This is a genomic window from Leclercia sp., assembly GCF_036780805.1.
Classification (GTDB): Bacteria; Pseudomonadota; Gammaproteobacteria; order Enterobacterales; family Enterobacteriaceae; genus Enterobacter.
The window spans coordinates 18,324-40,777 of sequence record NZ_DAIQCE010000017.1; the positions used below are offsets into that span (position 1 = coordinate 18,324).

The 22,454-nt window shown below is 47.4% G+C and carries 24 protein-coding genes; 6 read left to right on the forward strand and 18 right to left on the reverse strand.

The window, feature by feature from the left end; translation table 11 throughout:
- Positions 1–44: 44 nt before the first annotated feature.
- From V7Q49_RS22040 to V7Q49_RS22105, 14 genes are all read right to left on the reverse strand, one after another.
- The gene (locus V7Q49_RS22040; protein WP_333855211.1) at positions 45–1,328 is read right to left on the reverse strand and encodes a putative acyl-CoA thioester hydrolase; all 1,284 of its coding nucleotides are present in this window, start codon (positions 1,326–1,328) and stop codon (positions 45–47) included.
- A gap of 413 nt (positions 1,329–1,741) precedes the next feature.
- Positions 1,742–1,936, reverse strand: a complete 195-nt coding sequence (locus V7Q49_RS22045; RefSeq protein ID WP_333855213.1) for a hypothetical protein — start codon at positions 1,934–1,936, stop codon at positions 1,742–1,744.
- Positions 1,937–2,063: 127 nt separating this feature from the next.
- Positions 2,064–2,594 carry a cell envelope integrity protein TolA gene (locus tag V7Q49_RS22050; RefSeq protein WP_333855215.1) on the reverse strand — a complete coding sequence of 177 codons (531 nt, stop codon included), beginning with the start codon at positions 2,592–2,594 and terminating at the stop codon, positions 2,064–2,066.
- A gap of 106 nt (positions 2,595–2,700) precedes the next feature.
- Entirely contained in the window at positions 2,701–3,780 is a 1,080-nt protein-coding gene (locus V7Q49_RS22055; RefSeq protein WP_333855217.1) for a porin, read from the reverse strand.
- A gap of 429 nt (positions 3,781–4,209) precedes the next feature.
- A complete protein-coding gene (locus tag V7Q49_RS22060; RefSeq protein ID WP_333855218.1) occupies positions 4,210–8,541 on the reverse strand; it encodes a YadA C-terminal domain-containing protein in 4,332 nt (1,443 codons plus the stop codon).
- A 137-nt stretch (positions 8,542–8,678) separates the two neighbouring features.
- The gene (locus V7Q49_RS22065; RefSeq protein ID WP_333855219.1) at positions 8,679–8,867 is read right to left on the reverse strand and encodes a hypothetical protein; all 189 of its coding nucleotides are present in this window, start codon (positions 8,865–8,867) and stop codon (positions 8,679–8,681) included.
- 724 nt (positions 8,868–9,591) lie between these two features.
- On the reverse strand, positions 9,592–10,530 hold the full coding sequence (locus tag V7Q49_RS22070) for a hypothetical protein (RefSeq protein WP_333855220.1): 939 nt from the start codon (positions 10,528–10,530) through the stop codon (positions 9,592–9,594).
- Positions 10,530–11,078 carry a hypothetical protein gene (locus tag V7Q49_RS22075; RefSeq protein ID WP_333855221.1) on the reverse strand — a complete coding sequence of 183 codons (549 nt, stop codon included), beginning with the start codon at positions 11,076–11,078 and terminating at the stop codon, positions 10,530–10,532. The genes V7Q49_RS22070 and V7Q49_RS22075 overlap by 1 nt, the downstream gene beginning before the upstream one ends.
- A gap of 1,065 nt (positions 11,079–12,143) precedes the next feature.
- Positions 12,144–12,452, reverse strand: coding sequence for a hypothetical protein (locus V7Q49_RS22080; protein WP_333855222.1), 309 nt, complete (start codon positions 12,450–12,452; stop codon positions 12,144–12,146).
- Positions 12,442–12,582 carry a hypothetical protein gene (locus tag V7Q49_RS22085; protein WP_333855224.1) on the reverse strand — a complete coding sequence of 47 codons (141 nt, stop codon included), beginning with the start codon at positions 12,580–12,582 and terminating at the stop codon, positions 12,442–12,444. The genes V7Q49_RS22080 and V7Q49_RS22085 overlap by 11 nt, the downstream gene beginning before the upstream one ends.
- Entirely contained in the window at positions 12,579–12,962 is a 384-nt protein-coding gene (locus V7Q49_RS22090) for a hypothetical protein (RefSeq protein ID WP_333855227.1), read from the reverse strand. Before V7Q49_RS22090 ends, V7Q49_RS22085 begins: the two co-directional genes overlap by 4 nt.
- A gap of 2 nt (positions 12,963–12,964) precedes the next feature.
- Entirely contained in the window at positions 12,965–13,159 is a 195-nt protein-coding gene (locus V7Q49_RS22095; RefSeq protein ID WP_333855229.1) for a hypothetical protein, read from the reverse strand.
- An 84-nt stretch (positions 13,160–13,243) separates the two neighbouring features.
- A complete protein-coding gene (locus V7Q49_RS22100) occupies positions 13,244–13,480 on the reverse strand; it encodes a hypothetical protein (protein ID WP_333855230.1) in 237 nt (78 codons plus the stop codon).
- 857 nt (positions 13,481–14,337) lie between these two features.
- Complete coding sequence (locus V7Q49_RS22105; protein WP_333855231.1) at positions 14,338–14,607, reverse strand: hypothetical protein; 270 nt, start codon at positions 14,605–14,607, stop codon at positions 14,338–14,340.
- A gap of 512 nt (positions 14,608–15,119) precedes the next feature.
- Here V7Q49_RS22105 and V7Q49_RS22110 point away from each other — a divergent pair.
- The 3 genes from V7Q49_RS22110 (at position 15,120) to V7Q49_RS22120 (ending at position 16,256) form a co-directional block, all read left to right on the forward strand.
- Positions 15,120–15,518: a hypothetical protein gene (locus tag V7Q49_RS22110; protein ID WP_333855233.1), complete on the forward strand. Its 399-nt coding sequence runs from the start codon at positions 15,120–15,122 to the stop codon at positions 15,516–15,518.
- Between the two features lie 151 nt (positions 15,519–15,669).
- On the forward strand, positions 15,670–16,137 hold the full coding sequence (locus V7Q49_RS22115; protein WP_333855235.1) for a hypothetical protein: 468 nt from the start codon (positions 15,670–15,672) through the stop codon (positions 16,135–16,137).
- The gene (locus tag V7Q49_RS22120) at positions 16,134–16,256 is read left to right on the forward strand and encodes a hypothetical protein (RefSeq protein WP_333855237.1); all 123 of its coding nucleotides are present in this window, start codon (positions 16,134–16,136) and stop codon (positions 16,254–16,256) included. The genes V7Q49_RS22115 and V7Q49_RS22120 overlap by 4 nt, the downstream gene beginning before the upstream one ends.
- Positions 16,257–16,917: 661 nt before the next feature.
- On the opposite strand, the gene V7Q49_RS22125 is transcribed toward V7Q49_RS22120, so the two are convergent.
- Genes V7Q49_RS22125 through V7Q49_RS22135 form a run of 3 tightly spaced genes read right to left on the reverse strand, consistent with a single transcriptional unit; the run spans position 16,918 to position 17,873 of the window.
- The gene (locus tag V7Q49_RS22125; RefSeq protein WP_333855239.1) at positions 16,918–17,097 is read right to left on the reverse strand and encodes a hypothetical protein; all 180 of its coding nucleotides are present in this window, start codon (positions 17,095–17,097) and stop codon (positions 16,918–16,920) included.
- Positions 17,098–17,157: 60 nt separating this feature from the next.
- On the reverse strand, positions 17,158–17,562 hold the full coding sequence (locus V7Q49_RS22130) for a hypothetical protein (protein WP_333855241.1): 405 nt from the start codon (positions 17,560–17,562) through the stop codon (positions 17,158–17,160).
- 8 nt (positions 17,563–17,570) lie between these two features.
- Positions 17,571–17,873, reverse strand: a complete 303-nt coding sequence (locus tag V7Q49_RS22135; protein ID WP_333855244.1) for a hypothetical protein — start codon at positions 17,871–17,873, stop codon at positions 17,571–17,573.
- A 1,069-nt stretch (positions 17,874–18,942) separates the two neighbouring features.
- On the opposite strand from V7Q49_RS22135, the gene V7Q49_RS22140 reads away from it, so the two are divergent.
- Entirely contained in the window at positions 18,943–19,344 is a 402-nt protein-coding gene (locus V7Q49_RS22140; protein WP_333855246.1) for a hypothetical protein, read from the forward strand.
- Positions 19,345–19,881: 537 nt separating this feature from the next.
- A complete protein-coding gene (locus V7Q49_RS22145) occupies positions 19,882–20,583 on the forward strand; it encodes a hypothetical protein (RefSeq protein WP_333855248.1) in 702 nt (233 codons plus the stop codon).
- 353 nt (positions 20,584–20,936) lie between these two features.
- On the opposite strand, the gene V7Q49_RS22150 is transcribed toward V7Q49_RS22145, so the two are convergent.
- Entirely contained in the window at positions 20,937–21,305 is a 369-nt protein-coding gene (locus V7Q49_RS22150; RefSeq protein ID WP_333855250.1) for a hypothetical protein, read from the reverse strand.
- A gap of 682 nt (positions 21,306–21,987) precedes the next feature.
- On the opposite strand from V7Q49_RS22150, the gene V7Q49_RS22155 reads away from it, so the two are divergent.
- Complete coding sequence (locus V7Q49_RS22155; protein ID WP_333855252.1) at positions 21,988–22,353, forward strand: Aca2/YdiL-like domain-containing protein; 366 nt, start codon at positions 21,988–21,990, stop codon at positions 22,351–22,353.
- The last annotated feature ends 101 nt before the right edge of the window (positions 22,354–22,454 follow it).

Below are 22,454 nucleotides of genomic sequence, written 5' to 3' on the forward strand. Positions count from 1 at the left end.
CCGCAGCATCAAGGGGGAGTCACTCCCCCTTTTTGCTAATCCGATTACTGCTTCGGTTCTGCGATCACTTTGCTGCCTACACCGCGGTTGTTGTATTCCCACATGCGGTTAAAGTTCGCGTCGTTGAGGTTACGCTGCACGTTGCCTTTGTCATCCACCGCACCGGTATTACCCGCATACGGACGCTGAGAAATCGCCGCGTTGCCCCAGGGTTTTGCCATGTTAAAGCCTTCGTTGATCACGCTGTCGCGGATCACCACCTGACCGTTAGAGGCCGAATCCACGTCCAGCGAGCGGCCCAGCTGCGCCACACCGTCGCCAGCGGCGGTGAAGCGGCTGTTCACTGCCAGGAAGCCGTAGAACATGTTCGACAGGGTGGCCGGGGCGAAGACATAGCCTTCCTGCTGGGTACGGGTATTCATCACGCGGAAATCGGTGTTATCAAACACCACCGCACCGCGACCGGAGACAATATCCACATCGCCTTCAATGTAGCTGTTAGTCACCAGCGTACGGGTGATGCGGTTGTTTTTCAGGGTGTTCTCGACGCCGCTGTTGGTGACGAAGAAGGTGTTCTGACGACCCAGAATATTGACCTTGTCGATCTGCACCTGATCGCCATCAGTACGCAGGGCTACCGCCTGGTGGTTTCCGGCATCAACGCTGTCGCCCAGATTGTTTTCAATGGTCAGGTTCTGCAGCTGCAGGCCGGTGTTCTGCGACCAGAAGACCGCGGAACACATCACGCCGACGGTGGCGCTGTGCTTGCTCTGGCAACGGTCAAACATGTACCAGGCCGGTTTGCCAGGCATATATTTACCGCCCGGGTTGACCAGACGACGCCAGGTGGCGGTATCCATCTCCGAATCAATCGCCAGACCAATTTTCACATCAATTGGTTTCTCGCCCGTACCGTACAGGGTCACGCTACCCGGTGCGGCAGGCACATACACGGTGCCTTCGTACTCGCCTGGTAAGATGGCGATGTACTGACGGGAGCTGCTGTGCTTAGCAATGGCTGCATCCACCGCCGCCTGAATAGTGGTATGCGTAACGCCCTGAGTGCCTGCCGGGCCAACGACAAAGTTCGGCTGCTCAGGCAGGCGAATGGCGTAAGGACTCCACGGCGCCGCGTTGGGATCCATGGCCGTGAAGTAGCGAGCCTGCTGGAAGTTTTTCGCTTCATCAGCGGAAAGGATCGGACGGGAAGCCGTGCCTGGTGCGGCCTGCTCTGAAGGCAGTTGATCCGGCGGAGTAGAGCTGCACGCAGACAACGTCACGCCAAATGCGAGGGCCAGTGCCAGACGAGAAATCCTGGAAATATTCAAGGGAAAGCTCCTGCTAAGCATATCAATAGGGGGATAACCGAAATAGCCTGCTTTTTTATACTAATTTGAGCGAAACGGGAAGATTAAAAGGCGAAATATACATCTAACTAAAACGTAGAAACCCTTTGGATGGTGCATCTTACAAGGGTTTTGTCTAACTTTTGGCCGATTTATCTCCTTTCACAACTTTTCAATGGGCAGACTTTTGGTATCAAGCATAAAAACTTAGACAATAAGTACACCACCTTTCATCTAAAAATGACGAGAATGAGGCGATCCAGATTGATAATCATTTATTGCTGCATCCAGGCAATGACTCTGCCATTCCCTCAGCCTATATGATGTCATTGCTATTCTGCCCAAATACTTTTTTTAAAGCAGTTATTCTACCCGGTAATGCTGCCGACTGATTTTTAGCCGACTAAGAAATAACTGTCAGACAACTGTTCTTGGTTGGCGACCGTTTCATAAGAGAATGATACTTTTTTAATTTCGTGAAGAACGACGGTGAGTTTGGCCTCGTGAATAAATTTTTCTTTTTTACTACCATTCAAAAAGATAACTATATCAGATGTTGCTGAGTCAACTTTCGCTGGCAAAGTGCTCATTTCAGAGGCACCGGGTTGCGGGCATAGCACACAAAAAAAGCCCCTCGGACAGAGGGGCAAGCCTAACCACAGGGTAGTTAGTAAGTGGCATACGCCACACAGCATTGACTTTTTAAGTCAGACAGGATTAGTTCGGGCTAATATCAATGATCATCCCTTGTTTCAGGTGTTCGGCCATTGATGCTGGTGGTTCAGGTAATTTATTAAAGGTGTAGAAGCCTTTCATAACGGCATCACACAATTTGCTATCCCCATCCATGCGTTTGACATCCATCAACTGACCATCTTTATCGGCAGTAACGCGCACGGTGCAGATCTTGCCATAATGAGCTTTCAGGTCAGGGATCTTGCTCTCCACAAGTCCCTTAACCTTACTCACCCAGGCACTGTTCGCTTCATCCCGATTTGTGCCAATCGGGAATGAGAAGCCAGCACCCAGACCTACACCGGGAAAACCTGTAGCGCCACCAATGCCCACACTTGATCCTGAGCATCCGGCGAGAGTGAGGACCAGAGCGGCAACTACCAGCACTTTCCTCACGAAAAATTCGTTAAACAATCCGCGACGCAGCGGCGCGAGGGCATCGAATATCTCGATAGCCAGCATGCTCAAAAGGATTATTGAGATCGTTATTTTATAAGGTTTTTTCATTGTCATTTGCTGTTAAATCCATCCAAAAATGACTCGCAGTTATTGCTTCAGCAAAGAGCTGACTGGTTTTGCCCAGGGCGCATAAAAGCCCCGCGTGAGCGGGGCAGACAGATTAGAACTGGTAGGTAGCACCCAGGATGAAAGAATCATCCGTATTGATGCCGTACTGGGACAGTTCGGAATCAACCAGGTTGATTTTGTAAGCCGCATCGACAAGGAAATTCTTGTTGAAGTTGTAGCCCACGCCGACCTGAACATATTTGGTTGCATATTCAGCGCCTAAACCATGGATGTTCTGGCGAGACTGCACATAACCAATGGATGGACGCAGACCGAAGTCAAAGGTATATGCACCGACGACTTCCAGGTTTTCGGTCTTGTCAGCAAATGCCAGAGCGTCAATACCTTTAGCCACTGCGTCTTTCAGCGTGATTGGGGTCATGTTGCGGGTTTCGGAATAGATCGCTGCCAGGTAAACCGCATTGGCATCATATTTCACGCCAGTTGACCAGGATTCGGCGTTCTCACCAGACGCTACTTTGGTGCCAAAGCTATCTGTTGCATCGGTGGTTTTTGCATTGGTATATGCAGCACCTACGGTTACGCCAGTATCAGCAATATCGTATTGTAGGGATGCGCCAAAGCCTTCGCCGTTGGATTTTTTCCAGTTGCGGTTGTCTTCGTTTTTGCCCTGATATTGCAGGCCAACAGACAGACCATCCACCAGCTTGTTGTTACGGTAGGTCAGCAAACCAGTAGAACGACCGTTCATGTAGTTGTCGTTGTACTGATAAGAGTCGCCGCCGAATTCAGTCAGAACGTCAGTGTAAGAGCCTATATCGTAGCCCACACCGTAGTTGCGACCATAGTCAATCGCACCCGCTTCACCGAAGTCCAGACCAGCGAATGCCACACGGGTAGATTCAGTCTGCGCGCCTTCCGGCTGATTGGCGTTGAACTGATGTTCAAACTGACCAAATCCCGTTACCTGATCGGCGATCTGGGTTTCACCTTTAAAACCAAGACGAGCATAGGTTTCATCTGAATTGCTATGAGCAGCAAAATCATGCTCACCCTTCACCTTGCCATAAAGATCAAGTTTATTACCGTCTTTATTGTAAATCTCGGCAGCGTGAGCTGCGCTTGATGCTGCAATCGCAGCGACTACCAGTAACGCCAGTTTGCTTTTCATCGTAATGATTCCAATATTTTTATAATGCCCCATAGAGGGCGAATAGCATCCCTGTTGAAAATGTTTAGTCTGTTATCACCCCGGTCAAAAAAAAGCCCCTACATGGCAGAGAGGGGCAGTAATGGTTCCAAACACCTACTAACCAAAGGTCAATTAATAATGATGAAACTACTGGTAGGGCATCCATGCCCTTCGGCTTAGAAGCAGGTTCCACCAGCGTGGTGGGAGCCTGTACCGCCGTGAGGATGCGTACCTTTAGGGCAAGCAACCGCAGCCGAAGCGGTAAAGAGCAATGCGATAGCAAAAAGCACTTTCTTCATTTGGTTTCTCCTGTCGGTTAATGGAGCTGGTCAGCACTCAATGAGGCTTTTAAAACGGCCCCCGTAGTGACCGTTTTAAAAGCCCTCCCCGAAGGGAGAGCTTGAGGTATTACCAGCCGTAAGACACGCCGGCGCCCATGGTGAAACCATCTTGCGTATCTGTAGAGATAGACGCTTTGGTTACAACGTTAGGAGCCAGGCGAGCAGAGAAGCCAACTGCTACCGCTTGTTCATCACCGCGAGCACCCAGGCCCGCACCGAAGGAGAATTGCTGACCTTCAGTAACTTGTGGGATGTTTGCCATCGCAGCCACGCCAGCGATGCCAGCATTTGCTTCGTGTTTGTTGTCATCAATCTGACGCTTCAGGTCTGCGAAGCCTTTATTGCTCTTGGTTTCCAGAGTCTGAATACGAGATTCATGATCAGCCAACTGACGGGTGTTTGCCGCTACTTTAGCGTTAGTGGCCTGCACAGCTTTGCGGTTAGCTTCAGCGTTCTGGAATGCAGCATCAGCACGGCTCTGAGCATAAATGCCCAAATCAGTAGCTTGTTTCACGCCAGTTTGCAGAGTTGTAAAGTGCTGTGCTTCCACTTTGGAATTATTCGCAATATCGTTGGTATTCTTGTTGATATCACGTTTGTTCTGCATTTCAGCCAGGGTGGCGCGAACAGTTTCATTGGTCACATCACCTTTATCCGCTTTGCTGATCTTCAGGTCATCGGTCTGCTTGTTCAGTGAAGTAATATCGCCCCGAGCAGTGGTGATGTTGGTGGTGTTGTTGGTGATCGCAGTCGTGTTGTTAGTGATGTTCGCAGCGTTCTTCTTCTCTGCGGCATCAGCACGGTCAGCTTCAGTTTTGACGGAGGTATCCGTGTAGTCGTATGACTGATCTGCCAGTTTGTCAGCGTGAGTCATCGCTTGCTCAGCAACCTGGTCGGCATAATTCACCGCATTGTCTTGAGCAGTATTGATGTTGATCGAGTTGGTGATGATATGCAGAGCGTTTGCTTTTTCTGCTGTATCAGCACGATCAGCTTCATCTTTGATAGAGGCGTCAGTGTAGTCGTAGGACTGGTCTGCCAGTTTGTCAGCGTAATTTACAGCGTTATCCTGGGCAGCATTAACCTGCTTGGTAACGTCAGTCTGGTTAGCCTTCTTAGCAATATCACCATCAACACGGTTGATAGCAGCAGTGCGGGTAGCAGCTTCAGTCTTAACGGACTGATCAATACCATCCATGCGAGTATCACGTTTGATATCAGCGATATTGTTTTTCTGAATCTCACCTTCCAGAGACAACGTCTGCTGGTGGTTGAAGGTTACACGCTTGTCCAGACCATTTTCGGCATTGGTAGCACGGTCAGTTTCAGCTTTGATGGCTGCTTTGTTGTCAGTCACGCCACCAGCGTTTTTCTGTTCTGCTGCATCAGCGCGGTCGGCTTCGACTTTGACAGCCGCATCAGTGTAGTCATAGGACTGATTTGCCAGCTTGTCAGCGTAGTTTACTGCGTTGTCTTGCGCGGCGTTGATCTGGTTAGTAACGTCAGTCTGGTTAGCTTTGCCGTTAACTACAGTAGACAGATCTTTGATAGAAGCATCGGTGTAGTCGTAGGACTGTTCTGCCAGATTGTCGGCGTGAGACATCGCCTGGTCGCCAACTTTATCAGCGTAATTTACTGCATTGTCCTGCGCAGCGTTGATCTGCTTGGTAACGTCAGTCTGGTTAGCCTTCTTAGCAATATCACCATCAACACGGTTGATAGCAGCAGTGCGGGTAGCAGCTTCAGTCTTAACGGACTGATCAATACCATCCATGCGAGTATCACGTTTGATATCAGCGATATTGTTTTTCTGAATCTCACCTTCCAGAGACAACGTCTGCTGGTGGTTGAAGGTTACACGCTTGTCCAGACCATTTTCGGCATTGGTAGCACGGTCAGTTTCAGCTTTGATGGCTGCTTTGTTGTCAGCCACGCCAGTTGCGTTTTTCTTCTCTGCTGCATCAGCACGGTCAGCTTCAGTTTTGACAGAGGCATCAGTGTAGTCATAAGACATGTCTGCCAGCTTGTCGGCATGCGTCATCGCCTGATCGCCAATTTTATCGGCGTAATTTACAGCGTTGTTCTGCGCATTGTTAACCAGCGTAAGAACATCAGTCTGATTCGCTTTGCCGCCAACCTGAGTGGAGAGATTGTTGATAGTGGTGGTGTTGGCCGTAATGCCAGCAGCGTTTTTCTTCTCTGCGGCGTCAGCGCGGTCGGTTTCAGTTTTGACAGCGGCGTCAGTGTAGTCGTAGGACTGTTCTGCCAGTTTGTCGGCATAATCTACAGCGTTATCCTGAGCGGCGTTAACCATTTTGGTAACGTCAGTCTGGTTAGCCTTCTTAGCAATATCACCATCAACACGGTTGATAGCAGCAGTGCGGGTAGCAGCTTCAGTCTTAACGGACTGATCAATACCATCCATGCGAGTATCACGTTTGATATCAGCGATATTGTTTTTCTGAATCTCACCTTCCAGAGACAACGTCTGCTGGTGGTTGAAGGTTACACGCTTGTCCAGACCATTTTCGGCATTGGTAGCACGGTCAGTTTCAGCTTTGATGGCTGCTTTGTTGTCAGCCACGCCAGTTGCGTTTTTCTTCTCTGCTGCATCAGCACGGTCAGCTTCAGTTTTGACAGAGGCATCAGTGTAGTCATAAGACATGTCTGCCAGCTTGTCGGCATGCGTCATCGCCTGATCGCCAATTTTATCGGCGTAATTTACAGCGTTGTTCTGCGCATTGTTAACCAGCGTAAGAACATCAGTCTGATTCGCTTTGCCGCCAACCTGAGTGGAGAGATTGTTGATAGTGGTGGTGTTGGCCGTAATGCCAGCAGCGTTTTTCTTCTCTGCGGCGTCAGCGCGGTCGGTTTCAGTTTTGACAGCGGCGTCAGTGTAGTCGTAGGACTGTTCTGCCAGTTTGTCGGCATAATCTACAGCGTTGTCCTGAGCGGCGTTGATCTGGTTAGTGACATCAGTCTGGTTAGCTTTACCGTTAACTACACTAGACAGATCTTTGATAGAAGCATCGGTGTAGTCGTAGGACTGTTCTGCCAGTTTGTCGGCATAATCTACAGCGTTGTCCTGAGCAGCATTGATCTGCTTGGTGACATCAACCTGATTAGCTTTGCCGCCAACCTGAGTAGTCAGGTTAGTGATATTGGTTGTGTTGCCTGCAATATCAGTTTTGTTTTTATCAGCGATGGCTTTAGTAGCAGCCAAGCCAGTGGTCGGGTCATTTACCAGGTTTTCAGTGGTGATGACTTTGTTAATGTATGGCGCAAGGCCCCTAGTCAGTGAGTCGATACTATCTTTGTTCTGAGTGATGCCCGTAGCATTGGTGGTGATCCCGGCGGCGTTCTTCTTCTCTGCTGCATCGGCACGATCAGTTTCTACTTTGACAGCGGCGTCGGTATAGTCATAAGACTGTTCGGCCAGCTTGTCAGCGTAATCTACAGCGTTGTCCTGGGCAGCGTTGATCTGCTTAGTGACATCAACTTGATTTGCTTTACCGCCGATCTGAGTGGAGAGATTGTTGATGTTGGTGGTGTTGGCCGTAATACCCGCAGCGTTCTTCTTCTCTGCTGCGTCAGCGCGGTCAGCTTCATCTTTGATAGAGGCATCAGTGTAGTCATAAGACAGTTCTGCCATCTTATCAGTGTGGGACATCGCCTGGTCGCCAACTTTATCAGCGTAATTTACAGCGTTTTCCTGAGCTGCATTCGCCAGCGTGACAACATCAGCCTGGTTAGCCTTTTTAGCAATATCAGCTTTGTTGCCCGCAATGCCAGTTTTGTTGGTCGCGATGTTAGCTTGGTTGGAGGCGATATCAGCGGTGTTGCCAATGATATCTGATTTGTTAGAAGCAATGTCTTTAGCATTCTTCTTCTCTGCTGCATCGGCGCGGACTGTTTCAGTATCGACTGCGGTATCTGTGTAATCAAAAGACTGGTCGATCAGTTTGTCAGCGTGAGCCATTGCCTGGTCGCCAACTTTATCAGCGTAATTTACCGCGTTTTCCTGTGCAGCATTAGCCAGCGTGATAACGTCAGCTTTATTCGCTTTCTTAGCAATCGCGGCATTGTTATCAGCATTACCCTGCTTCAGGGAGTTGTTGATAGTTTTCTGGTTTTTCTGGTTATTGGTAACGGTAGTTGTCAGATTAGCCAGGTCTTGTTGGGCAGTAGCAATATTCCCGCTGTTCACACCGATGCCTGTGGCATTCAGAGTGACGTTACCGTCAATGTGAGTGAGGTCAGCACGTACTTTTGTGCCCCAATCTTGTACGTCAGTATCATTAAAGTCACCAGCTGTCGGTGCAACTGGGGTTTGTATAACTGCGAAAGCTGGTGCTGAAATCGCAGAAGCGATAATGGTCGCTAAAATAGCCTTTTTCATAAATAACCCATTAATATTATAAAAGAAAAACGTTCCTTGCCATTCACAAGCCGAGTTTGGTCCCGCGAAAATTCACGTAAAAAAACCCGCTATCGAATTAATTCATTTCTTTATTGCGCTGAGAGCAAAATCAGGATTTAACGGCCATTCTTCTGCAACCATTGTGAAAGGGCCTCAGCCAGAATTTCCTGCTGCTTCATGCCGCTTTCTGCCGATGCCATTTTGATTTTCTTCTTCAGGACACTTGGCAATTTCCCGGTAAACACCACCCAGTCTTTGGATGAGTTTTCCGCTACTCCCGCCGTCGCTGCTAATGCGCCAGGCATTCCTAACCTCACATTGTCGGGGGGTGATTCTGGGTTCCTACTCTGGACAGTTTTGGAACGAAATAAATGTTACTAGTAAGCTCGGATGGATCACAAGATCTTTTTTGGTGCTAGTTCGCGTTCCGAAATAAGGAGCTAGCTAAACCGTTATTTATTAACAGTAAAAAATCACACAAATGCTCAAAATAATTTATAAGTCATTGATTGGAATGGGGTGCTAATCTTCAAGCGAAAGAAAGATCTTGCTATTGATATGGATAATGCTGCTGTAAAAGGATGTTTAGCATGCTAATTGTTGCTCTATTAGATACTTCATCAAGCTAGAATTATCTATTGCGTTATCATGCACACCTATTAAATCGAAAAAATGAGACTTGTTATTGTTCCGTTTAGATACATAAAAGGAACAATGTCATCATATTTTCTTCACAATTGGAGAGTTATGCAGAGAGGTATTTTTTTCGCGCCGGATAGCATCCAGAGTACGTAAAAATATTTTTTAGGACGAATTAATGCCAGCGGATTGAGAATTCCCAAACCGGTAGCACAATTTAGGATAGGGAAGGTTTGCAAAACATCATCGACCAGGAATAGTTCGACAAAAAGCAAGTCATCATGGAATGACGCCCAGGCAATTACCCAGGCGCGGCCAGAGCCAGCAGGGCGACAGTCAGAGATGACCTTGCAAGCTTAAATACTCACCCCAGTGCATCTCGGTGGTTTATCAAACAAGCTCGGTTCTTTCATCTTGCGTTTTTAAAGGCAGGGAGGCGTAGAGCCACCCATCAGGGTTTTTGTCCAGAAAAACCATCACATTGCTGTCATCACCAAACTCGATGTACTTCGCCAGGTTTCTGGTATGCAGATAACCCCGGGAATTGAGCTGCTTGCCGTGGTCCGATTCACCGATTCTTACCTGCTGATTGGTGAGATCCAATTCCACCTCCACCAGCATGCCTGTAAAGTGCTCCATCAGAGAGAAGCACACCTTGATGTGGTCGTATCGGCTGATGCGCATCCAGGGACGCGTCCCAAAGCGGTCCTCAGCGAAAAAAGATACAAACTTAGACTTCACCTCGGCCGGAGGAAGGATCATGGGTGCAGGTTTGGATGACTTGCCCCAGTTCGGCGAGCAGTTATGAACCACACCATCCGCCGAAAGTATGCCGCACACCATGCAGGTCTTCAGGGATATGCTCATAGCATCGGGTTTGCGTATTTCCTTTCCCACCTCCTGCAGCCTGCGTTTCAGTTCGCCTTCTTCCTCTGGTGATAGGGCTTTAACTGGATACCCGGTACAAGCATGAATGCCTGTTACGCCGCACACCATACAGGGAGCCAACGTTTCCATGGTTATTGACCTGGATACCCCAAAGATTGCATCCCATTCCTTCTGAGCCTTATTAATGGTCGTCAGGCGCTCCGGGCGGGGCTGGCGTGTGGCTTTACAGTGGCAATCGACGATCATGCCACCCGCTAGCCCACGACGGCCACGCAAACCATCCCAGTGCCACCATTTGGCCCCGGCCCTGAATGCCTCGGCAAAGATATAACGATTTTCCCCGATCACTTCCAGGACCACTTCAGCGCGCGGAGGAGCTTTATCAAACAGCAAAGTGTCCCCGGCCAGCTTGCAATAGTTGTCTCTCCAGTTTGCAGACATTAGCGGTTGCTCCTGTTACTGGAACGATAACCCGACGACTTGTAGCTATAGCTGGTTTTTTGGGGCCTGGAGCTATGCACAGCCGCACCGGGCTGATTCCAGAGTGTGGGTTCGGACTGGGTAGACTTATGAGTATTCGTTACAGGTTGCGTGTGCTGAAGGTTGGCCACATTAGTGACGTTGTGGACATGGGTCACATTGCGCTGGATATTGTAACGGCGGGTGTATGTCTGTTGATCTCGTGTGTGATAGTTGCTGAACAGGTGCCCCATAACCAGACCTTGCCAGAAACCGCCATCATCACGAGCCACGGTCGGCTGCTGGTTAATGATGACAGGTTGTGCAGGTACAGCGGCCACTGGCGCATATGGGACAGGCTGGTTCTGGCTCACGGCTTCCAGGTTCGCTTGTTCACGCGCATCATCCGCGGCACGGCTTAAGCGGTCCTGCTGATATTGTGCGTCCTCATCCGGGCCACTGCATTTGTACAGGAAGAAGGCCACCATCAGCCCTCCCAAGATATAGCGTTTCTTAAACGGCAGATTCATTTGGTTCCTTTGTCGGTTATGTTGCCTACGTGCTATCCCAGACGAGTCAGTGCCCCGCGGATCGGGCAGATACGCAGCTGTCCGTCAATGACGTCATCACGGCAGAAATCTTTTTTGGCTTTGTTTTCAAGCAGGGCTTAACTCAGCACCCTCGCAGTACGGCAGCGTGGCAAGGCCTTGCAGGTTGTTGTGAGAGTTCACTGGACTATTCGGGCGCTTCCCTTTAAATGGGAGCGCTGCTACACATCGCGATTACTGTGTTCGCCCGGTCAGTTGTGACTGAAGGGGCATTAGCAAGTGTCATACCTTAAGTCCCATATTATGCAGGGAAATAATATTGCCGCTTTTTTGCATATTGGTCTAGTGACTTTATGAATGGTTAACGTTAAACAGTATTCTTAATATCAGCCTGTGATGGGCCACGATAGCCTGCGCATGGCAATATGACCCGGAACAAAGAAAGCGCCGTAACTGCATGGCCAGAGCGAATTTTGGGGTATATATGGTCCGTATCACCCACAGGTGCAGGTCCTGTATTTAAGAGGGCATGGCAGCATCAGGAGACGGCTTCTCTGTTGCCTTCATAAACTATTCTTCCCCTTAACAGAATTCGGGTATCCGTATCTGTTCCGTTTAGCGGCAAACTGAAAAAGACCTGTCGGGTGTTGTCACGCAGAGCGGCGACAAACAGTTTTCCGTGCTGATGAAGTGGGTACGTTTCGTAGAGAATGGCCGTGCGCCAGGCAGTATCATGGTGTGTAGACTTTTTGCCGCGCGCGCTCATGGCAATGAATAATTCACACCGACCATCCCAGCAGCATACGCAGATATCACCTGATATAAGGCGCAGGTATGAAGTTAATAAATAAAGGCAAAAAAAGACCGCCGAAGCGGCCATTTACTTATTAATGCAGGTGGGTCTAGTGCCTCGCGCTGCTGTGCAAATCGCCATCCCTCCCATACGTAGTTCACTGACTCGGCCATATAATTATCACCAGTGCGTGTAAGATCGGCTCTGGGATAAAGTTCATGGCCTCTAATTCATTTCAGTTGTGGCCAATCAGTTTACGCAGGTTCATTCTCATAGCCTTGAGGGGTTTTCATCGTATCGAGCGCGATGGGGTCACGCCACAAACATGCATCATTTACCCAGGATGAGCAGGCTACTTCAAGTGAGCCACGGGCAGTCCCCGGTGCGGGGAAATCTGCCAGATATACGCCACCGTAATTGCTGGAATCAGGGAGATACGATTCTGCTCGCCACATGTTTTTACCATGTGGATAGACACGACCAACGCATTTGCGTCCAAGGAACAGGCGGTCTTCTTTCAGCTGCGATGTAACGCCATTCGCATACTGCCATTTAAAAATCATGAGCGCGCATCAGCAGTCGGATGGGATAAACACCATCATGATTACCCTGAAGAAGCATTTCGTCATCAGAGAGTAGTGCTTCATCTTCCGTTATAAAAATCCTATGCAACCCTTTAATGCTATCGGTCACAACTTATCACTCCTGATCTTCATATTACCTGGCACCGCCGTGATGCTCATGGATTTAACTTCAGCAAGCGTCAGCCGGGACTTTGCCCATTCACCGTCCTTGAAGGCATAAATTTGAGGGAAATTACCCGACCGGCGTTGCGCATACTTTCCCTGGCCTTCATAAAGAGTTACAGGCACCGTAATAAATGTTGGTATACGGTCTGCTACCAGTTGGTTCACATTAAAGCCATCGATCACTGCCTGATCAAAACCGTATTTCTGAAGCACCACACGCATAGCGCAATCCATATCATCCCGGAAGCTATTAAAATGACGTTCCGGGATACACTTAAATAACCAGTCAATAGCTTCAGCAGCCTGCGGAGTAAACATCGTCATTATCAGCTCACCGACAGATGATATGTTAATTGAAGACCATAATGCGTGATATCAAGACACCATGTAATCAGCCAGTAAATACCCACCACCATAGCAGACGTAAAGAATGACGTGCCCTTGTACCCTTCCAGCAGCCAGCAGATAGCCACGCCACCGGCGAGAATGGCGAACCAGCTCACCATAATTTGAATAACCATCAGAAGAACACCATCACAATGATGAACACGGTCAGCATCATGGCGGCCAGGCCGCCAAATACCCAATAGTCAAATAAGCACATGTTAGTTACTGGTCGTCATGTTGCCATACTGCTGCGTCGCGGCATTCACAGAATGATCGCCCCGTTTACCCGGAGTGGTGGACATTGAGCCGTAATCCATGGGGACAGTGTTTACAGGCTGGCCGTCTGTATCAACACTGCTGCATGAAGTCATGCTGCCGTAGTTCAAACAGGTTACAGAAGCGGAAACGCCAGCAGAGATAGTGGCTAATGCAATTGCGAAAATCACGTTTTTCATTTGTCGGTTACCTTGCTATGTATTAAATTTGCAGCACATACAAATCAAAATTGTTTAATCAATGAAGCGAAATTTTTACGGCTGCCATGCTTCACTTTTATGAGGGATCTCACAGGTTATCAGCGATTTTCAACCAATCCTGTAAACTTGCACTCCCATGATAGCCCGCTATCACTACTATACAGGTAATTGCTTGTTACTTATGCAGATGTAGATTATAGGAGTATCCGCAACCCTGCTCGCCTTAAGGATAATAGAGGTGAATTATTTTTGTTCCGTTTGAAAAATTTTTGCAAGTCTATCGCCATGTCTTAATGGGAACATACTAAGACAGTAAGAATAATCCGGCAATAAAAAACATTACTCACGCGGACACCAGAGATGTGCAAAATTTAACCTTCATACAGGCGGGCTTTTTTGTTTGTAAGGCTCCCAAACGGCGTTTTTGGTCAACAGTACACCAGTCACGTTCGTGACGGTTTCCTTTACCCCTGCTGGAGTCCTCACACATCATCCGCGAAGTAGATAGTCTCAAGGCTTGTTCAGTGGTGATCGTGATATCGTTCTGCTTGTCGGCGAATGTTTTGCAACATCGCTGCGGTAGGGAGGCATGGCAGACACCACCTGCGCATGGAAAGTAATGTTGGGGGCATATTAAACGGGCATGTGTCTAATGGTTACAATGAGCAGTAATCTGTGGAGAATGCGCGGCACGTTTACAAGCAATGATAGGATCTCAAGTGAGACAGGGGGACTGTGCCCCTGCGCATGAGTTGCGGCCAAGAGTTATAGCGCAACGTACAGAACCCAGGGAACTAATTTACAGTAGCTTGCGCACTCAAAGATTCAGGCGAAGCTTATTTCGCCGCGTCAGTTTGCCTCTCATTGGCACCTTCCATCCACTTTCTCACAATATTTTCCAGTGCCTGCTTTGCTTTTTCTGCATCAGCATAAGGCTGCGCAGAGCAAGGCACCCCTGGTAGGTTACAGTAAAAAGTATATTTTCCATCAGGTGGTTCAGGAAAGGTAAAGCTATGGGCGACATGCCCAACCTTCCATTTTCCTAAATACAGTGCGTCAACAATACCCACGTAACTCAGTATGTATTCATTCCAGGACAGGATCATTTCATTTCTCCTGACACTTCAAAAGCCGCGCTACGCCTTTTGGACAGGGCGCGCAGGTGTGTTTATTTTCGGTCATTGTCGGTTACCAGTTAGTGTCTTGTATTACTTTATTACTTTATTACTTTATTACTTTATTACTTTATTACTTTATTATGCGGACGGCGTAAGGCATCCAGTTCACCTGGCTAACAAGCGAAATATTATGCTTAGAATCACTGAAGTAAAAGGTGGCTTTCTGCTCAGTCAATGCGGCAGGGGCACTATCACAGAGATGCTGACGAGCCTCAGCCAAAGAAAGATTAATCATTTTGTCGTAGCCTTGTCGGTTTAGGAATGAGTATGCTCCTTATTATTTATTTGCGTCAATGTTAGTAATTATAAATTACAGCCCGTTAACGAATATATAACGTAAATGATTTTGTTTACATAAACGCCCGGGTATCTATAATTGGCATCTTCAGCCGGGCAATCTGGCAACGAGTAACCGACAAATAGCAACTAAGAGTTTTTACATGTGGATTCTAATCTGGATCGTTTGTGCGAGCGCCGCCGCAGGCATTGCTGGTGGAAAAGGGCGCAGTAGTTGTGGCTGGTTCTTTATCGGCCTGTTACTTGGTATTTTCGCAATGATCATTTTGGCCTGCCTCCCGGCCATCCAGCCGGAAGGTACCGCTCATCACTGCAAATGTCCGCAATGTGCTGAATCATTGCTGGTGCATCGAAAATTTTTTAAATATTGCCGCAGCGAGCTGCCGACAATCGTTCTGAAAACATTTATAAAGCCGTTCGCGTGTTACCCAGTATTTGGGAAAACTATTACTGTGATGAAGCCCAGATCGCTGCATTCACTGCTCCTTGCACGGGAATCAACCCGAAACGTCGAATGCTTATATTCTGTCTTGCCGCGCTGATGAAATTAATACGCGATTGAAAGTGCGGCTAACGTGCAAAAGGAATGAAGCGCTACGCTTCTGACTAATGCTCTGGATGATGCTTACAATATTAATCCACGTTGATTCACCCGCCCCTTTCGGGGTATTTAATAACCGACAAGAGATAACCATGAACTTAAAATATATCGCAGCCATCATTGTGGCCGTCACAACTTTGTCCGCTTGTGATAATGCGAAAACTACTTCAAGTGCAGCCCCAGCGCCCAAGCCCTTAACTGCATGCGATAAAATAATTGAAGCAGAACTGGTAGAACAATCGAAAGATCATGCTGATGATGTTAAATACATTCGAGAACATAACATCGATTTCAATAGTTTCTGTGAAATAGGCTATAATGCTGGTCTGGTGGGTGACCGACAAAAAGCACGTCCATTATTCAATCAGCTTGCAAAATGGGGTGAAAAAGCGAACAAGCAGGCAAATGCTGCATTAACTTTACCATTGGCTACTACACCTGAACAGGGCAACAAGGTCAAAGAAGCTATTAAGGTTGCAAGTGCCCAGCAAATTGAAGTAATTATCTCACTTAAAACGGTAATTAAAGCCATTCAGGCAGGTGAAGCAGCCCGTAAATGAACCACCATAATATAGGTATCATCACCTGCGTCTGGGCAATTGCCGCTATCACCATTATTATGGCCGAGTTCTGGTATGGGACACGGCATCCGGATGACAAAGACGACGAACAGAAGTAATAAAAAGCCCCGCATTGCGGGGATTTTTATTACTTCTGTTTACGACCCGGTTCGAGATGCCTTTCTTTTCCGACTCGTTATATTTAATAGTGAGAGCGTTAACAAGAACATCTACCTGATTTCCTGATATTCACGCTACAGCATCAGGACGAAAAAAAGCCCGCGCAAGGCGGGCTTTTTCTCTTAGCTAGTAACCGACAAGAAACCAACTAACGCGCCTCTTTCGAAAACGCCGGATAAGAATAGCCCAAATCACCTCCTGCTGCAAGGCCCAGACTCGCGGTACGTGGTCATTCGGGCATACCGCTGACCTGAACCACTATGCGTTTTTTCTCTATAATTTCTGAGCCGTTGGCTTCATTTCATTCATGACTTTTTTAAGGATAAACTGTCCCGCCTGCCACGACGCGATCCAGCGTTTGGGCTTTTGCTCATTATAGGGAAGGTCATACACATACAACATTTCTGCGCACTGTTGCTGGTGTCCATTTTAGCCATGCCAGCAGCAATACCCTATTGCCTTTTGAGTTAGGGCCGAAGACGCTTTCAGGAAGATGGTCATCACACGAGTGCTGCATATTTTTGACCATCTTTCACCCTTGGTTTTCCTGTATGTATATGACTTTTTAAGTACTATATCCCCGCCCTGGTGGGGCTTTTTTTACTTCATTTGATGTACTTCCTTGAAATAATGCTCACCCCAACGCGCGATACCGTAAAGCATGATCGAAATTGGAAGCGTGATAAAATACCAGTCAGGCTCAAGGGCGCTGAGAGAGAGCATTACGCCAATAAAAATGCCCACGTAATACCAGAACTGTGCCAGTCTGCGTAACTTCATAGATCCCTCACATAAAAAAAGCGGCCTTATGGCCGCTTAATCGTTTCTCGTTCTTACAGATTATTGCTGCTTCAGGATACCGCTCTGACCTTCATCATTAGTCCAGGTCATATCGCAGGAGCCATCAGAACGCTTCTCAACTGAAATGGTTGCGCCCATTTTGGTTTTCACATTCATGATGTTGGTGCCTTTAACAAGTTTGGTGCCAGCAGGCGCAAAACCGTTCACCTTCTTCACATTGCAGCGAGAGTCAGCCTGAACTTCGATGATGTTATCTGCGTAAGTGTGGAGACCAGCACCAGGGCCTTTCGTCGGGGCAGTGTGATCGCCATTTACATCGTCCTGCTGCGTTTTATGTTCGCGCTGGAGCTGCTTACGGTACGCTTCGCTAATGGCGTGAGCTGGAGCCACGGAACCTGCAAAAATGGTGGCCATTACTGCGGCAATCAGAAGGTTATTTTTCATGAGTGGGCTTACCATTGATCGTTGTCGGTTTCGTTGCTGTCGTTATCATCATTCTGCTGATATTGCTGCTTTTGATGATGATGCTTGTGATTGCTGCTGGAGCTGGTGGAGGGGGTATTTGCAGCGGCGTTCGCATTGTTAAATGCGGCACCCATGCTTGCACCAAGGATAGCTGCCTGACGCTGGCCCTCAATTTGTGAGCAAGTGTCACGGTCATTGCCTTCATTGAGGCATTCGCCCATACGACTGGCTTTCGTGGAGCAACCTGCAAGCAGCAGGACAGCCACGACGATTGCTACTTTAGCTTTCATGTCGATCTCTTATTGTCGGTTAATGTTCGACCTGTATGTCAAACGTGATGGAGCATACACTAGCTTTATCAAAAAAGCAGCCAGGAATTTTCTCTAATTCCATCTCTTTAGGCGTTTAGTAAATAGGAAGATGTTCTCTGTAAGACGTTTTCTCAGCCCCTTTTTTTCCTAACTAGCTACAACTTCATGAATGCTTTCCAGCATTGTTTCCAGCAACGGAAGGGCGTAAATGGTTCAGAAAACCTAAAAATATTACCTCAGAACTACACTAAAAATAGAAAGTTGAATATCAATCATTACACTATTCATGTGTACTTGTGGACGAAGAGAAACGCTGTTAGGTTCGCCGTTTTTACAAAGGGCTTACCCATCAAAAATGATTGGATTGCACTTTAAGTCATTATCAAATTTGCAGTATAAGTAAGGGCGTAGTTATGTTGTTTTGGATGCCATAAACCAGGTGAAAAGGTTTTAGCCCTTGAATGTTGCTTAAAGATCTTCACGTAAGCTAAGTTTTACCGCGCAGGTGCCAGCCATCCAAATCGGGGAGCCTGTTTGTGGGGTACGGTCTGTACGTGGCGCGTGGGCTACCAAGTTGAGGTGATCGCTACTCTGGATAATCGTTTCGCATCAAGGGATCAGATCACCCAGAAGCGTTTTGCGGTCCTGGTGTAGAGGTTCAGGATGAAGGGGAGAATCCGGCCATGGAGCTGCTCAGGAGGATGGATGGTTTTCAGATAGTCTATCCTCACGCAGGCGGAATAGACTACTTGTTCCGTAAATCCGAAACGAGAACAAAAAAACATCAATTTATCTATCGCTGAGTTTTAATTTCTGAGGAACATCTTCACGAGATCGATTTTGCTCTGTGATTAGGTGAACGCCCATTATGCTTCAATCATTACCACGCTTACATCCCGCGATATGACGTAATTTTATAAGGATAAATTAATATAAATCATAGGTTTAATGTATAAATTTAACGTGAGTGCAGCGTTTATACATAGGGCTATCCCAAATTATGCAAATATGGTAAAAGTAACCGGTGACAAAGCATAAGGAAAAACCGATGAATTCTACCAAAAAAGTTGAAGATTCCACTTTCGAAGCGGAGTTCTATCGTCGCGTGGAAGACATTAAACAGCGTGCAAAAGCAGCCGGGACCAATATTACCCAACTCTGCCGCACGGCTGGCGTTAGCCGCACGACTCCAGAACGGTGGGAAAAGCGAACGCCTAAAAGCATTTCTATTATTGATCTCATGCTTGCAGCTCTTGTAGACGTGGAAAATCAGCATGAAGCCAGCCAGCAGGCGTTAAAAGATTTACCACCACGCGAACGTGAACGTTTGAAAGCACAAGAGGAGGAAAAACAAAGAGAGCAAGAAAGGCAACGCCGCGAACGCCGGAACCAATCCCGACGCGTAAGCAGGCAGCAAATGAACGATACCAGTAGCGATAATGAAGATTAATATACGATGAAATCTTCCTATCCATATCACTTACTTGAGAGGGAAGATTTAAGCAAAGATGGCGGTAGCACCACTCACAGCATGATCATGGCGGGCGCTGAACCTGCCTCGCATGAATCCGTGCAGGTTGGTTCCTTACTTACAGTTATTCGCGAGCGGGGAAAGGTCCGTTGGGAGCCAGATAGCATCTTTAATGATGAATGGCTCCTCCCTTCGCCCGGTAATTCTATAACCGTGCATAATCAATTCCCAAGAGACAAGCTTACTTGATGGAATGATTCATGGCCCTGAAATCTCCGCTTTTAGGATGTCGAAAATTCAGCCGACGTAAATCTCTCTATTTGCCCAGACACGTTAAGCTGAAAATAGGGCACACATTAATTTCATGTATCATCGAAAACGAAGCGTCAGATCAAGCTGCTCTGCGCTGAATTTGAAGTAACCTAGTAGGACTTTTAAGAATTCGCCGTAACGGCGAAGCATAATAAGTCATTCTGGCCCCGCATAACGCGAGGCCTTTTTGCGAGTAACCGACAAATGAACATTGTAGCTTCGAACGCCACGCCAATCGGCGCGTATGGCGGTATTACGCCTGTGGATGAATCAGGCCTCTGGGACGATGAAGGGATCCTTAAAGCGGTGCCCGCTGCGTTCTGGGGATCTACCAGCATCCCTCAGCGTATCATGTTCGGCCATACCTATGGCATCTATTCCTTTCCAACAATTGAAGCCGTTAAGTTTATCCAGGATGCCATCGCGGGCCGTGAAAGCCAGACTATTGAGATAGCTGCAGGCATGGGGCAGTGGGCGAAAGCGCTCGGCATTGATGCTACTGACAGTTATTTACAGCAACAGCAAAATACTGTGGCGAATTATCTGGTCGCAGGAAAAAAACCAGCGCCCTATGGTTCTCATGTTCGTCGTTTCGAAGCCATTGAGGCAGTAAAAAATTTCCGACCCAACGTTGTTGTTGCTGCATGGACGACGCAAAAATTCCGCGAAGACAAATTTTGTATATCTGGGAACATTGACGGCGTAGATGAACTTCGCCTCCTGGAGCTGGTGGACGAATACATTTTCATCGGGAATACCAGCTCACATGGCGACAACATAATCTTCAATGACCTTGCCGCTAATCGTTTGTCACACTATTGCGTCAACTTTCTCGCACATAACGTTTATAGTCGCGCCCAAAAGGGGTCAGACTTTATTATCCACCTCAAGCGTAAAGGCGGCTGATCATGACATTTGCAGAATGTGATGAAGCTGTGGCGCAGGTTAAGGAGAATCATCGATATCCACCTCCAAAATGCTGGATTTCAGACGGAGAAATGGGTAAGTGAGGGAGGATATTAAAACCCGGATAGAAACCATTATGCTGATCTTACTCTGGGTAATACTCATCGGGGTGATGGCCGACCTCCTTTTTTGATGCAGCTGAAATTATTGACGTGTTCGGGCGGGATGTGTCTATTCATCCCGTAACCGACAATGACTAATAAATCTAAAAAAACTCGCCACGATCAAATAATGCACCGAAGTTGTCACTTTCTCCGTACTGAATCTGATTGTTCCAGGTTAATGGCCAGCAGTCACGGACATATCCCCATGTCTTCCGCGTAGGTCATGAAGTTGTAGGTCATGACGGTAGCGACGATGTGAAAATTGCCCTGTAAAGCGATAAAGAAGTAGGTGTTACTTTCAGGATCGAGTAGGGCGTAGCCACCCCGGCTTTCAGCTTTACGAATTTCATCTTGTACACGATGATCGTTTGCCAGACGCGCCTCAGCAATTACCGCCCGATCGAGAAAGACAAAAATCTGGTCAGCTGATGCGCGGGTACGCTCTTTAAAGCGTTGAAGGGCATGCTTTGTCACAAGATAATGCATGTAAATGATGCCATCTGATTTCATATAAGCGGTCCGTACGCCAGGCGTTTCCATTTCAGGCACATTACGCATTAATCATTCCTCCTTGCACTCTTTGGGCTAGTAGCTGGCAACCCCCAGTCAAGCATGATTACTTTTTGTTCCTTAGCGGATATACACGAGGCAGAAAAATATGCAGTAGCTCCTCGGTGCGGCGCATGAGTTCATTTACCCCTTAAGGCCAGTCTTCCAGATCGTTATCGGACGAGAGATATCGCCCATAACCGTAGCTTCGATACTGTTTTTCAGCGTGATACGGGCACACAACAGGCAGATGCCTGGCGGCCTGAACTTACGTCGCTGTCATGATTTAGGGATTTAACTATCCGAGGGATGTGCAGCCCACGGTTGAGTGCAGCAAGCTGATACTCTTCTAACGGCGTTCCACTAACCATAAGATGATTGCAACTAAAAAGCAGTTTTTTGTAGTGCACTATAACGATTTTAATGGGTTAAGTCCGTTTTTTTTGCTATCGATTTAACCCAGGGACTCTTTTGATCCTCATTGTCACTTTGGTAACCAATGTCAGAATTTGTAAGAATTTTGTTCCATAATCTGTAAACTTTTTGCGTAAAAAACTACAATATTACATGTAAGGTTCCTTACAGTATCTTTACAAACGCCGTGATATCATGGCTTGGCAGTAAAGGGATAAACGGAAACCATCGGAAGGTTCCGCCTTTATGCACTTTTTTTAACTCTAATGAGGGAAGAATGAAGAATTTAGCGTTGATCGCATGCCGCAAATTACTGTTCCTGGAAGTGGTAGAAGCCGCGCGGTATATAGGCGATGTAGAGCCTCGCACCTGGCGTTATTATGAGTCAGGCAGAAGCAATATCCCGGAACATATCGCTAAAAAAATGATGGGATTGATGCAGCGAAGGCTGAATGTGCTGAGCGAAATGCGCGCTGAAGCTATTGCCTTTCGAAAGAAGGGAGAAGGTCGCCAGGCTGTTCCGTATTACGTCAAATTTGAAGACTATCAGAACGAAACGGGGCTGGATGATTATCTCGAATTTTGTATAGATTGCACCGTCAAAAGTGTGCTCTTTACAGAAGATCATGTTGTGTTTTATTGAGTGGATGTTAAGGACCCCAGACGCAAAAAATAATACGTCGGGTGCAAGGACGATTACTTCAACCTAACCAGTGAGGCAAACACCATGCCAGTTAAAGACTA